Source organism: Paracoccus sp. M683 (assembly GCF_007096355.1).
Classification (GTDB): domain Bacteria; phylum Pseudomonadota; class Alphaproteobacteria; order Rhodobacterales; family Rhodobacteraceae; genus Paracoccus.
The window spans coordinates 1-13352 of record NZ_VKDF01000016.1; the positions used below are offsets into that span (position 1 = coordinate 1).

The 13352-nt window shown below is 62.2% G+C and carries 12 protein-coding genes; 8 read left to right on the forward strand and 4 right to left on the reverse strand.

All coding sequences use genetic code 11. The annotated features are described in order from the left end of the window. On the forward strand, window positions 1-117 hold a 117-nt coding region (locus FNJ84_RS18915), incomplete at its 5' end, for an integrase core domain-containing protein (RefSeq protein WP_143794794.1). A gap of 80 nt (window positions 118-197) precedes the next feature. Beyond that, window positions 198-1357, forward strand: a protein-coding gene (locus FNJ84_RS18920; RefSeq protein WP_255471299.1) for an IS3 family transposase whose coding sequence is annotated in 2 segments (ribosomal slippage) — window positions 198-447 and window positions 447-1357 — 1161 coding nt in all. Because the reading frame shifts where the segments join, the coding sequence is not laid out codon by codon here. Window positions 1358-1711: 354 nt separating this feature from the next. On the opposite strand, the gene FNJ84_RS18925 is transcribed toward FNJ84_RS18920, so the two are convergent. From FNJ84_RS18925 to FNJ84_RS18935, 3 genes are all read right to left on the reverse strand, one after another. After that, on the reverse strand, window positions 1712-2686 hold the full coding sequence (locus FNJ84_RS18925) for a hypothetical protein (protein WP_143794795.1): 975 nt from the start codon (window positions 2684-2686) through the stop codon (window positions 1712-1714). A gap of 5 nt (window positions 2687-2691) precedes the next feature. Beyond that, window positions 2692-4074 (reverse strand): glycosyltransferase, encoded by a 1383-nt coding sequence (locus FNJ84_RS18930; protein WP_143794796.1) that lies wholly within the window; start codon window positions 4072-4074, stop codon window positions 2692-2694. Between the two features lie 84 nt (window positions 4075-4158). Then, window positions 4159-6021, reverse strand: coding sequence for a hypothetical protein (locus tag FNJ84_RS18935; protein ID WP_143794797.1), 1863 nt, complete (start codon window positions 6019-6021; stop codon window positions 4159-4161). 485 nt (window positions 6022-6506) lie between these two features. Here FNJ84_RS18935 and FNJ84_RS18940 point away from each other — a divergent pair, with 485 nt between their 5' ends. The 6 genes from FNJ84_RS18940 to FNJ84_RS18965 are packed head-to-tail and all read left to right on the forward strand — an operon-like array spanning window position 6507 to window position 12764. Continuing rightward, entirely contained in the window at window positions 6507-7457 is a 951-nt protein-coding gene (locus FNJ84_RS18940) for a hydroxymethylglutaryl-CoA lyase (protein ID WP_143794798.1), read from the forward strand. 1 nt (window position 7458) lies between these two features. Beyond that, window positions 7459-8196, forward strand: a complete 738-nt coding sequence (locus tag FNJ84_RS18945) for an enoyl-CoA hydratase/isomerase family protein (RefSeq protein WP_143794799.1) — start codon at window positions 7459-7461, stop codon at window positions 8194-8196. Next, entirely contained in the window at window positions 8193-9383 is a 1191-nt protein-coding gene (locus FNJ84_RS18950; protein ID WP_143794800.1) for a CaiB/BaiF CoA-transferase family protein, read from the forward strand. Before FNJ84_RS18945 ends, FNJ84_RS18950 begins: the two co-directional genes overlap by 4 nt. Continuing rightward, entirely contained in the window at window positions 9380-10159 is a 780-nt protein-coding gene (locus FNJ84_RS18955) for an enoyl-CoA hydratase/isomerase family protein (protein WP_143794801.1), read from the forward strand. Before FNJ84_RS18950 ends, FNJ84_RS18955 begins: the two co-directional genes overlap by 4 nt. Beyond that, window positions 10156-11775 carry an AMP-binding protein gene (locus FNJ84_RS18960; protein WP_143794802.1) on the forward strand — a complete coding sequence of 540 codons (1620 nt, stop codon included), beginning with the start codon at window positions 10156-10158 and terminating at the stop codon, window positions 11773-11775. Before FNJ84_RS18955 ends, FNJ84_RS18960 begins: the two co-directional genes overlap by 4 nt. After that, window positions 11772-12764 (forward strand): nitronate monooxygenase family protein, encoded by a 993-nt coding sequence (locus FNJ84_RS18965; RefSeq protein WP_143794803.1) that lies wholly within the window; start codon window positions 11772-11774, stop codon window positions 12762-12764. Before FNJ84_RS18960 ends, FNJ84_RS18965 begins: the two co-directional genes overlap by 4 nt. 51 nt (window positions 12765-12815) lie before the next feature. Here the strand turns inward: FNJ84_RS18965 and FNJ84_RS18970 are convergent, their stop codons facing one another. Beyond that, window positions 12816-13253: a MarR family winged helix-turn-helix transcriptional regulator gene (locus FNJ84_RS18970; RefSeq protein WP_143794804.1), complete on the reverse strand. Its 438-nt coding sequence runs from the start codon at window positions 13251-13253 to the stop codon at window positions 12816-12818. Between the last annotated feature and the right edge of the window lie 99 nt (window positions 13254-13352).

Sequence of the window (13352 nt, forward strand, 5' to 3'; positions counted from 1 at the left end):
ACTATCGAGGAGGTGCAGCAGATAGCCACTGAATGGCTGTGGACCTACAACAACGAACGCCCCAACATGGGCATCGGCGGCGTCACACCCGCCATGAAGCTGAAAATGGCCGCGTAAATTCTACGCCAGCTGACCTGCCCCCCGCGAAATCCCTCATCGTGATTTAGAGTCTGCGCCAACTCTGAAGGAGCAGACACATGCGAAAGAGCCGTTTCACCGAGGCGCAGATAATCGGGATGATCAAGGAACAGGATGCCGGGATGCCGACGGCTGAGGTGTGCCGCAGGCATGGGCTGAGCACCGCCACGTTCTACGAACTGAAGGCTAAGTATGGCGGTATGGAAGTGTCCGAGGCGGCCAGGCTGAAGGCCCTCGAGGACGAGAATGCCAAGCTCAAGCGGCTGCTGGCAGACACGATGCTGGACAACGTGGTGCTGAAAGACCTGCTGGGAAAGAACTGACGACATTGATCAAGCGGCGAGATGCGGCGCTCCGGGTGATGCGGGATCATGACATCTCGCAGCGCCGGGCCTGCAGGCTGGTTGGTGTCGATCCCAAGACTGTCCGGCGAGATCGCCCACCGGACAGTGCCGATATCCGCAAGGAGATGCAGGAGATCGCCGGTAAGCGGCGCAGGTTCGGTTACCGCCGGATCGGCGTGCTGCTGGAGCGCAAGGGCATGGCCATGAACCACAAGAAGCTCTACAGGATCTATCGTGAAGAAGGGCTGTCCGTGACGCGGCGGCGTGGCCGGAAACGCGCACGTGGGACGAGGACGCCGATGCCGGTCGCGGGACGACCCAATGCGCGCTGGTCCTTGGACTTCGTGTCCGACAGCTTCGGCGCCTCACGTAAGTTCCGGATCCTCGCCGTGATCGACGACTGCACGCGGGAATGCCTGTGCCTCGTGGCGGACACCAGCCTCTCCGGCGCACGGGTCGCCCGGGAGCTCAGTGCCTTGGTCCGGGTCTACGGCAAGCCTGGCTGCATTGTCAGCGACAATGGCACCGAGTTCACCAGTCGGGCCATCCTGAAATGGGCCGACGAGAACAAGGTGCCGTGGCACTACATCGATCCGGGTAAGCCCCAGCAGAATGCGTTCATCGAAAGCTTCAACGGCAGCCTGCGCGACGAGCTGCTGAACGAGGAGCTTTTTGACAGCCTAGACGATGCGCGTCGGAAATTGGCCCTATGGCGTTACGACTACAACACGGTCAGGCCGCACTCTTCCCTGGGCAACCAGACGCCACAGCAAGCGCGCCGAGCGCTTGAGCAATTTGAGGGCTCCGCGCCCGGCGCGCTTCCGCCGGACGGCGAAGCCGAATACCCAAATCCAACCTGCAGACTCTCGTTATGAACGAGGGACCAGCAGGGGGCAGGTCATCATCCTAAAGCTCTTTCAGCCTTTCCACCTGCCGAGCGTCGGTTGGCCACAATTCGCCTGCCATCTATAGAGGGTCTGAGCCGCACCAAACGTTCCACATTTAACCTGTGGAATCCGGGCTGCGACAGGAGAGACGGCAGCGAGAACCGCTTTCCTGTATTGGTCGTATTGCATTGCTCTGATGGCTCAGTGACCAGGCAGCCGGGCACTGTGCGCCGTATCAGTGCCGGAAGGGACCGTCAGTTGCCGCCCCTTCCAGCGAACGTTCTCGATAAACAAGGGCAGCCAGAGTGAGGGATGGAGGCACGGAGCGCGATGCGGCCAAGGTTACTGCTCTGTCGTCGGCTTGTTTTCCAGCTGTCCGATCTCGTGATAGAAAGCGGTCATGTCGAGATGCGTGTCCTCGGCCCGCTGCGCATCATAGGCGACAAGATCTCCTTGAAGAAAATCCGCGTCCTCGCCCATCATTTCGGCAAGCCGGCGGTTCCCCAGGGTCAGTTCTGGCAGGGCGTTTCTCAGGACGACAGGCAAAGGCAGATTGCGCGATTTGGTCCAGCGTGATGCCTGTTGGTGCAGCGTCTCGTAAAGTGTCAGATAGGCGCACCGACGCTCTGCATGATCCTGGATCTTGCAGTTTTCGCGGCGCAGATACTCCATCGCCTCGGGGGATAGCGATTCGTTTACAGCCCCGGCAGGTGCTGCAAGGCGGTTCAGCGGCGGCGCCCCCGGAAGAAGCCTGAGGAAGCTTTCCGCCAAATCAGCACGCTGCTGGTTGTAGTCCAGGATGCGCACCCCGACGCCGGCGTTGATCCAGTATGCAATACGCGCATCATAGGCCAGCGTGCGGTTTTGCAGCATCTGCCTGGCAAACTGGTTGTAATCGCTGATGCCACCCCATTTGAGATGTTCGAAATATAGCGACTGCATCAGATCGACCTGATTGCGCAGATAGATCACCACGCCAAGATCGTGCCCACCAAGGGCGCCAAGCAATCGCGAGATCGATTCCGGCGACACGCCGACATCAAAATGTTCCGACGAAAGCAGGGCAGTTTCACTGTCGTTCGCCGCAAGCTCTTGCATGAGCTCTTGAACGAAACCGCCGGCGGCCTCGGCCCCGAGACGCTGCGCCGGATAGCCGAAACCTGTTGCGCGGGCGATGTCGTAATGATGCATCGACTGCACGCCGGTCTTTGGCACGAAAATTCCGGCATGCGCAAAGGCCGGCATGTTGTTCCAGATCAGGGCTTGCAGATAGGTCGACCCGGTTCTCAGACTACCTGCGTGCAGAATCACCTTCATGCCGATCAGGCCAGTTCTTTGCGCCGCTGCGCATTCAACGCCTTTACATAATTATAGGCGTCATCCAGTTCGCGTTGACGTTTGTCGCGCGTCTCCTGATGATCTGGGGTCCGGTACATCGAGGTCACTTTAGGGATCATCCCGAACTCGCCGTGATTGGAATAGCGCGACCAGAGGTTCCAGTCTTCCAGATGGTCGATATCCGCATGGAAGCTGCCTTCGGCCTCGAAGACGCTGCGCCGGAAGATGATGGCCTGGATCGGGATGAAGTTCATATCCCGAAGCCGTTTCTGATCATAGGGCAGCCTGTGCCCCGGAGGCAGCATATGCGCAATCTCGCGATAGGTTCCATCTTCTTCGAAACGTGTCCTAAGCTCCCAGGCCAGGGTATACGCGGCAACCAGATCGGGTGCGGCCATCAGCCTGCGCTGCAAAATCTCGACATGGTCGCCAAACAGCAGATCGTCATTATCGAGGAACATCATCAACTCGCCCGTAGCAGCCGACAACCCGAAATTGCCCGCGGCTGACCGGCCGCTGCCATCCGATTTCAGATAGCGGATCTCGCGGCCATAGGCCGTAGCGGCCCGCACCACGATGTCGCGCGCGAAATCGGTCCTGTCCTCGACAATCAGATGCTCAATATTCTGATAGCTTTGGTTGATGACGGCAGCCAAGGCCTCGCGCAGGATATCGGTCTTGGGACCATGGCTGCGGGTGACAATGCTTACCTTGGGTTCATTCCCCGACGGTTTCACACTGTCGAACGCGACAGCCGCCCCATCGCGCGCAAAGACATAGTCGAAGCCGGCGAAGGGAAAGTCTGCGGCATGGGTCGGCTTGAACGTGGTGCGGAAATGCTCGCGATGTTCGATGACGCGGGTTTGCGCCTCGATCATGCCGGCACGGCGCGCCGGATTACGCTCGACCGCGAGGGTTTCGGCAAGCAACCTTTCGCCCTCGGCGCCCGCAGCATCGCCGCCATAGCGATAGCGCAGAAGCACATTGGCCGCCAGCGAGCCTGACAGTTGCAGCGGCCGCAGGCTGGTATCTTCCAGATCGACGAAATGGGTGACGCTGATCTGTGGCAGATAGCGCAGGCGCCAGCCGAAGCCACGGAAACGGTAAGAAAGCTCGACATCCTCGCCATACATGAAGATGCGGTCATCATAGCCGCCGACATCCAGATAGGCGGTGCGACGCAGAAGCACGCAGGCATGGCTGTTCCAGATCGCCTCAAGCGTGACCGGATCGTAATATTTCGGATGTTCGTATGGGCATTGGCGCAATTCCCAGGCAGCGACATCCTTGCGATCAGCCCTGGCGGCACGCTGCACCCGTGTCAGGCTGTCGCGGTGAAGGCGCAGATCGACATTCGTGATCAGCACGAAATCGTCCGAAAGCTGACGGATCGCGTGGTCATGGCCTGCGCCAAACCCCAGATTGGGGCGGCGATGCAGGGTGAAAGACGCTTAGAGATCACCGAATTCGGCGATATGCGCCGATATCAGATCAATGGTGTTGTCCTGCGAGTCGTGGTCAACGATGGCGACATTCAACCTCGAAAGCGGAAAGTTCTGCTCGGCAAGGGATGTCAGGAAACCTGGAAGCCAGCGCGCCGAGTTATGCGTGACGATCGAAAGCCCCAGCGTTGCGCCATCGGGTTCCGGCGGTCGGTCATCCCAGATCGCCTGCGTCAGGGCGACATGCCAGTCCGAGAACAGCACGTCACCGCGCTCGGCAGCCATCAGGTTGACATATTCACCAGAGCTGCCGTTGCCGTTCGGCATCGAATTACCGATCTGATAGCCATTTGCCTTCAACTGGCGCAGGCGCGTGGCAAAGCCGCGAACGCCCTGTTGGCGAAGGACGCGGGTTGCGATGGCAAGGGTTGGGCGAACGCCTCCCAGCACGGCAACGGCGTTTCTCAGGCCCCGGGTGTTCTTCCAGCGCCCTTTCGTCATTCTGCCGACACTGCGAAGCGGCGCGGTCACGCGCCACGAGGTCGTTGACCGGTAAACAATATCTTTGGCCTCAAGAAGCTGCTGAGTCCGTGCTTCACTTGCCCCAAGCGCCGATGAATATTGACGGGACAACGCCTCGCGTTCACTCTCGAAACCTTGCTCCAACTCGGCCTGCGACTGGCGAGCGGCCGCGTCAGCCTGTTGCCGCGCATTGGTCAGCTCGGCCCGTGCCGCCTGCATCTGGTCGTCAGCCTGCTGCCGCAACGCCGCGATCTCGTCCTGCGACTGACGTGCCGCCTCGTCGGCCTGCTGCCGCACATCGGCCAGTTCGGCCTGCGCCGCCTGCATCTGGTCGTCAGCCTGCTGCCGCAATGCCGCGATCTCGTCCTGCGACTGGCGTGCGGCCTCGTCGGCCTGCTGCCGCGCATCGGCCAGTTCGGCCTGTGCCTGTCTTTTTGCGGACTGCGCCTCAACCAGCTTGTTCGAGGCCAAAAGCAGCACGGGTATGGATGCATTGATCTGTTGACGCACATCATCCAACTGCGCCCTTGCGACGGGTGACGCTGGATCCGCCTCCAGAAGGCGCATTGCCTCATAGACGCTACGCACCCATCCCATCGTCAGCGTATCACGGGCGAAGAAATCGCCATGCTTATTGTGATGCCGCTCATCCGTGTTCAGGAATTCCGCGACGGCCGTTCCGATGACATCGGCCCCGTTGGGCAACGTGATCTGGCCACATTGTTCGATATCGGCCACAACCGAGCGCCAGTCGCGCATGGTGCGGTCATAAGAGACCACGATCCGGTCAAGATGACGGGTCTCGTGCTCGGCTTCCAGTGTATGGACCAGCCACAACAACGCAGCATCCAGGGCGCTTTTATCGTCTGGCCAGCTTGAACGCGCCGAGAGCGACAGGATTACCTCTTGCGGATGCCGGAATGCCAGCACGGGAACAACCCGGCAATCCATTTCATCGAATACGGACAGATACTGCGGTACCAGACGGCAAATCCGTGGATCTTTCACCACGATCATGTCATCCGGCCCGAATTCCTTCCTGATGACCCGAGCCAGGTCCGATTCCATCATCGCGCGATCGCGGAAGGACACAGCCGCCAGGTCTGGTGACTGCCAATCAGACCAGGTCAGACCGAACGCCTCGAAGATACGGTCATTCGTCCGCACCAGTTCGCTCGATTCCCAATGCCCGGTCCGGTTTCCATCCCCGGCCGGGATCATCGTGCGTGGCAGTCCCGCCCCGGCAAGAGAGATGATGCGCGTCAATGCGCTGGTTCCCGATCTGTGCATGCCAAGAACAAGAAGCGCGACGCGCCTGCCGGCGGCTTGTGCCGGCCGCTGATGGGTCATGACGCCGGTTTGGCCGTCATCTCGGGCAATGCGAAGCAGTGTTTCGGGGGTAGGTTCACGCGACATTGCTTACTCCGATTGTTGCTCGGCAAACCGACAACGGCATGTTAGCAACCCAGGCCAACTGAGTGGGATTTCTACTGCCACTTGCCAATCAACCTTGCCCAACGGCACGCCCCCCCACCGATCCGTGCCAATCAGTCTTGGAATTACTATCCCGCTTCTTTCCGCTGATCGGGTTCGGGTCAAAACCTATGACCGAGAACCGTTGCGCAGATCGAACAAATTGGTCCGAAATCACACATTCATGAGCAGGCTAGATGACCGGTTTTCACGTCGGGCCCGGCCGGAAACTCACATGCCGTCGCACAACCATGACGGTCGCGGACTTGCGCCAGTCAATTTGACGGTTCGCGCCGTGCTTATGTTTTTTGTTGACGATATCTTCATTTTAGTTGATCAACACAACGAAATAGAGGAATGAAATGTCATCCAGCCTGACACTCTGCGAATGCTTTGCCCGCGACGGGCTTCAACATGAGGTCAAGCAGCTGCCGACAGCAACCAAGCTTGATCTGCTCGGCAGCTTTGCCCGCGCCGGATTTCGGCGGATCGAGGCGACAAGCTATGCAAATCCGGCGCGGGTGCCGGGATTTGCCGATGCCTCGGATCTGCTGGCCGCGCTGCCGCGCCAGCCGGGCAGATGGTACAAGGCCACCTGCCCCAATCCTCATGCAGTCAAGCGGGCATTGGCCGATCAGCAGGCCGGTCACGGCGCGGAAGAGCTGAGCTTCCTGATCTCGGCGACCGAGGCGCATACCCAACGCAACCTGCGAACCAGCCGCGAGGGGCAATGGCAGCGGGTAACGGAAATGGCCCGCATGGCCGAGGGTCGCTTTCGTCTGGTCGGCGTCATCTCGATGGCGCTGGGCTGTCCGTTCGAGGGCAAGGTTGATCCCGGCGCGGTCATTGCCGATGCGGCCCGGCTGGCCGATCTGGGCTGTGAACTGGTCACCATCGGCGACACGATCGGGTCCGGCTGCCCCTCAACCGTCAGGCACCTGTTTGGCCGCTTGCTGGGCGAGGTTCCGACAATCACGCCTGTTGCGCATTTCCACGACACACGCGGCACGGGAATCGTCAATTGCATGGCCGCGCTGGAAGCCGGGGCGACGCATTTCGACAGCGCAATGGGCGGGGTCGGCGGTCACCCGACACAGATCGCATATGGCGCGGGCGACACCGGCAATGTCGCGACCGAAGATCTCGTGACCCTGTTCGAGGCCGAAGGCCTGCCCCATGGAATCGACCTTGACAGGATGATGCGCGCCTCGGCCGCCTGCGAAGCCGCGCTAGGCCGCCAACTGCATTCAAGGATCGCGCGAACCGATCTTTGGCGCGTCAGGGATGAGCAAGCTGGAAAGGAGATTGTCTGACATGTCCGAAGATGGGCTGATCTTGATCGTGGACAGGGGGCAGGTGCGCATCGTCACGATGAACCGGCCCGACAAGCTGAACGCGTTGAACACGGCATTGACGCAGGCACTTCTGGATGCGCTGACGGATGCGGACCGCGCCGTGCATATCGGTGCCGTGGTTCTGGCCGGCGCGGGCCGTGCCTTCTGCGCGGGCGCCGATCTGGCCGAATTCAGCACCCTCACCCCGGCGCAGTCAGGCGCGGTCGAGGCACGTGCAGACCTGACATGCCGCCTTCAGATGGCGATGCAGAAACTGGGCAAGCCGGTGGTTGCGGCGGTTCAGGGCGCCGCCATCGGCGGCGGCGCGGGCCTGGCGATCGGCTGCGACATGGTGGTGGCGGCGCAGTCACTGAAATTCGGGTATCCGGAACTCAGACATTCCATTGTCCCGGCGCTGGTGATGACCGGCCTTGTGCGCGCGCTTGGTCGCAAGCAGGCATTTGAAATGGTCTCACTGGGGCGGCTTGTCGGTGCGGACGAGGCGCATGCCATGGGGCTGGTCAACCGCGTCGTCGACGAGGATCCGCTGACCGCAGCGATCGAGATTGCGGAAACCTGGGCAAGCTTTGAACCGCGGGCAATGCGCGCGGTCAAGTCGCTGTTCTACCGGGTCGAGGAATTGCCGACCGAGGCGGCGATGATGGCCGGCCGCGATGTCAACGCGCTGATGCGTTCGTTCCGCGAGCCAAAGCCATGAGACCGCTAGACGGCATCAAGGTGCTTGATTTCTCGCGCGTGCTGGCGGGCCCGATGGCAACGCAGATTCTTGCGGAATGCGGCGCATCCGTAACCAAGCTTGAGCATCCCGGCACCGGCGATGAAAGCCGTGTCTTCGAACCGGCCTTCGACGGCGGGCAAAGCGCCTATTACTCGGCCTTCAACCGCTCGAAGCGGTCGGTCGCGGTCGACATGAAAAGCGACGAGGGCCGACAGCTGGCCTTCCAGCTGGCCGCACAGGCCGATGTCGTGGTCGAGAACTTTCTGCCCGGAACGATGGACCGGCTGGGTCTTGGCTATGACGCGCTGGCCGAGGTCAATCCCGGCCTTGTCTATGTGTCGAATACCGGCTTTGGCCAGACCGGCCCCTACAGCAAACGCAAGGGGTATGACACGATCTTCCAGGCGCTTTCGGGTCTTGTCGACCTGACGGGCCACCCTGACGGTCCGCCCGCGAAGGTCGGGGTTCCCTTCGCCGACCAGACCTCGGGGTTGTGGATCGCCATTGCCGTGCTGACCGGGCTGCTTGGCCGGGTTTCATCGGGCAAGGGATGTCAAGTCGACCTCGCGATGATGGATGTGCAGGTCAGCATGCTGGCCCTGCCTGCCGCGCGGTATTTCGCCATGGGCGAGACACCCCGGCGCAGCGGCACCGAACATCCCGGCCGGGTTCCCTCGGCCGCGTTTCAATGCGCAGATGGATCCTGGCTGTTCATCTCGGCTTCGGATCAGCATTGGCCGGTTCTCTGCGATGTGTTGGGGCTTGCCGAGATGGGACAGGATACGCGCTTTGCCCGGAACCGCGACCGCGTGCGGTTGCGCGATCAGGTCACCCATGCGCTTGGCGATGCGATTGCGTCGCGTCAGCGGGCCGAACTTGCCGAAAGCCTTCGTGCCGCCGGCGTTCCTGCGGGCGAGGTCAATACCGTGCCCCAGATCCTGAACGATCCGCATATCCGCGCGCGTGGCATGGTGGACAGCTTTGACGATCCTGACCGGGGGCCGACACCCGGCCTGCGCACCCCGGCGCGCTTTTCCGGCTATGACGCGCATCGGTTCGAGGCGCCGCCTCGGCTTGGCGCCGATACGCAGCACATTCTGTCGGCAGAGCTTGGCCTGAGCGAGGCCCAGATCGCGGCGCTTTTCAAGAAAGGTATTGTGGCATGACCAAGCACGGCACAGTCAGGGTCGAAATCAGTGGAAAGCGCGCGGATGTCGTCCTGTCCCGCCCCGAGGCACGCAACGCCCTGAATCTTCAGATGTGCGAGGATCTGGTGCAGGCCTTTGCGATGATCGCCGCCAACGGCGATGTCGCGCTTGTCGTCCTGCGCGCCGAGGGCAAGGTCTTTTGCGCCGGTGCCGATATGAAGGAACGCGACGGCCGGGACGAGGCCTGGGTCATGATGCGCCGGCGGGCCGCCTTCCGTGCCTATGACGCCATCGCCGCCTGCGCGGTTCCGGTCATTGCGCAGGTGCAGGGGCCGTTGGTCGGGTCTGGCGGCGAAATGGCCATGAGCGCGGATTTCATCGTCGCAAGCCATGCGGCGACCTTCCGCTTTCCAGAACCGCAATGGGGCACGGTCGGCGCAACGCAAAGGCTTCAGCGTGTCATCGGCATCGCCAGGGCGAAAGAGCTGCTTTATACCGGCCGGATCATGGATGCAGACGAGGCGTTTTGCATCGGGCTTGTGACCCGGCTGGTCGCCCCCGAGGCGTTGTCAGGCACCGTCTCCGAAATGGCAGATCGCATCCTGCAAGCACCCACGCTTGCGATCAGGCTGACGAAGCATTGCGTTGACGCGGGCGGGCGCACGGATCTGGCATCGGGTATCGCCATTGAGCTGGCCGCCATCGACCGGCTGCTTACGGAAAGCGACTGGCGTGCCGGGGTGGCGCGGTTCGGTGCCACGGTCGGCAGGACGGCAAAGGGCAACCCGGCATGAGCTTTGTCATCGACGATCTGTGCCCGGTCACGGTCCAGGACGCGATTGTCAGGGCCGCCACCCTTGCCCCGGATGTCGAGGCGCTTGTTGCGCCCGATGGCCGCCTGACCTTTGGTGCGCTGGTCGGTCGCGTCGCCCATATCAGCGCATCGCTGGATGCCCTGGGGATAGGTCGTGGGGACCATATCGGGCTTTGCCTGGGCAACAGTGTCGATTTCTATACCCTCTTTCTGGCGCTTGGCAGCCGGGGCGCCGTGGCGGTCCCCATCAACACGCGCCTCAAGGCCGATGAGATTGCCTATGCGCTGCGGCAATCGCGGGTCACGCAGCTGTTCACGGCCGATACGCTGCTGAACGCCGATTTCATCGCCACGCTGCGCCAGATCGCGCCCGCGATTGATCACAGACTTCCCGATCCGGCCTTGCCCGAGCTGACCGAAATCGTCGTTCTGGGCAAGAATGTTCCGGCCGGATGCATGACATGGGACGCATTCATGGACGGCGCCAGCGCGCATTGTGATGCGGCTGCGACACCCGATGACACATTGCTGATCCAATACACCTCGGGCACCACCGCCTATCCGAAAGGCGTGATGCTAAGTCATCGGAACATGCTGGCGAATGGCTTCGTCTCGGGTCAGCGGATCGGGCTGCGCACGGCGGACCGTTTTCATTCCGCGCGGCCCTTCTTTCACGTCGCCGGCACGACGCTGTCCATCCTTGCCTGCCTTCAGAACCTGGCGACGCTGGTGACGATGACGCGCTTCGAACCCGCTGAAGCCCTGTCCCTTCTGGAACAGGAAGGATGCACGCATTTTTCCGGCAATGACACGATGGCGCTGATGCTGCTGAACCACCCCGATCGCCCGCATCGCAAGCTTTGCCTGCGCGGCGGCTGGATCGCCGGTTCGCAAGCGGTGCTGCGGCGCTTTGTAACCGATATGGGCGCGACCGAGGTGGTGTCGGGCTATGGGCTGTCAGAGGCCTCGCCCAATATCGCCCAATCCTGCTGGTGGGAGCCCGAGCATATCCGAACGGCGGGCCGGATGCGCCCTCAGCCCGGACTTGAGCTGCGCATCCTGTCGCCGGCAGATGGCACGGAATGCGCAGCCGGTGAAACCGGCGAAATCAGGGTGCGCGGCTGGTCAGTGATGCGGGGCTATTTCGACATGCCCGAGAAAACCGCCGAGGCGCTGACGGATGACGGCTGGCTTGCGACCGGGGATCTGGGCCGCCTTGGCGATGACGGGCGGCTGGAATTTCTGGGTCGGCTGAAGAACATCATCCGCGTCGGCGGCGAGAACGTGTCGCCAGAAGACGTCGAGGACCGGCTGCACCAGCACCCGGCAATCAAGCAGGCACAGGTGGTCGGCATCCCTGACGAGCGGCTGATCGAGGCCTGCGCGGCCTTCATTGTCCTGAACGAGGATGCTGATCTTGCACCGCAGCAGGTGATCGAATGGGCCAGGGGCAAGATGGCCGGTTTCAAGGTGCCGCGTCATGTCTGGATCGTCGACGGGTTCGAGGAAATCGGCATGACCGCATCATCCAAGATCCAGAAGCCCAAGCTTGCCGCCCATGCCCGCAGCCTGCTGGAAAAGGAAAGCCCGGCATGAGAATCGAAACCTCGGTCACCCGGCTGCTCGGCATCGACCTGCCGATCCTTCAGGCCGGCATGTCATGGGCATCCTCGAATGCGGCGCTGCCCTTGGCGGTGTCGCGCGCCGGCGGCCTGGGTGCCATCGCGGCCGGGCCGATGTATCTGGCGGCGCTGGAGGAAGCGATCGACACGGTCCGGGCCGGGACCGACCGGCCCTTCGCCGTCAACATGCCGCTTTACCGCAAGGGCGCAGATGAGATGCTGGACCTGCTTGAGGCCAAGCGCATTCCGGTGATCGTGGCCTCACAGGGCGGGCCGGGGAAATATCTCGACCGTTTCAAGGCCATCGGCACCGTCTGCCTGCATGTCGTTGCCTCGGAAACCCATGCCCTGAAGGCGGCCGGGCAAGGCGTTGACGGCCTTGTCGTGGTCGGCGGCGAGGCCGGCGGGCATCCGCCAGCCGACCTGGTTTCGACGCTGGTTCTGGTCCGCGCCATTGCACGGGCGACAGAGGGCCGGACCCCGCTGGTCGCATCGGGCGGATTTGCCGACGGGCAAGGTCTGGCGGCGGCGCTGGCGCTTGGCGCGGGGGCGGCGAATTTCGGAACCCGCTTCATCGCCACGCCCGAAGCCGGCGTTGCGGATGCCTATAAGCAGCGTGTGCTGCAAGCCGGCACCGCCGATACACGCACCGTCGGGCGCGGCTTCGGCATGATCCGCACGCTCAGCAACGACTTTGCCGACCAGATGGTCGCGCTTGAACGCGACGGCGCATCCGAGGCGACGCGCCGGGCCCATTTCAGTGCCGCAACGCTGAAGATGGCGGCACTGGATGGCGATGTCACGCGTGGCAAGGTCGAGGCCGGCCAAAGTGCCGGTTTGGTCGACCGGATCATGCCTGCGGCCGACATCGTGGCCGAGATCGCCCGCGACTATATCAACTGTCTGCGCGCAATGCCCCAGCAGCAGCCCGTCGACTTATCGGCGCAGGCGCGACAGCGCTGACCACGACCGGCCCGGCGCCTTGCCAGCCGGGCAGCGACCCGCTGGCGGCCGTCAGCCCATCTCTGTCTCGAAGATCGTCGCTGGCGGTGGCGGGCGGCGGCCCTGGCTTTCCTCGCCCTTCAGTCGCCGCAAATGGGCAAGCGAGCCGATCGTGACCTTCTCCATCAGGCGCATCAGCTCGCCCCGTTCGCCATCCGTCAGTTCCGACAGCATCTGCCTGTTGCGTTCCCGCGACGCCTGCAAGACCTCGCGCACCACGCCTTGCCCCCGCGGCGTCAGCCGCAGATGGATGCTGCGCTTGTCCTCGGGGTTGATTTCGCGTTCGACAAAACCCTTTTCCTCAAGCGCCGACACTGTCCGGCTCATCTGGCTTTTTTGGACACCCGCCCGTTTCGCCAGCGTATGAAGTGGCGTGACACCCAGAAAATCCAGCACCGCCATCGCCCGCCAATCCTGAACATTCAGGTCGAAATGCGGCCTGATATCCAACAGTGCAATTCGCGACGAAAGACCGGCGAGTCGTTGTAAATTATATGAAAAAAGGTATCTGATATCATCGCCCTCGGCCCCGATACCGTCAATTTTCTT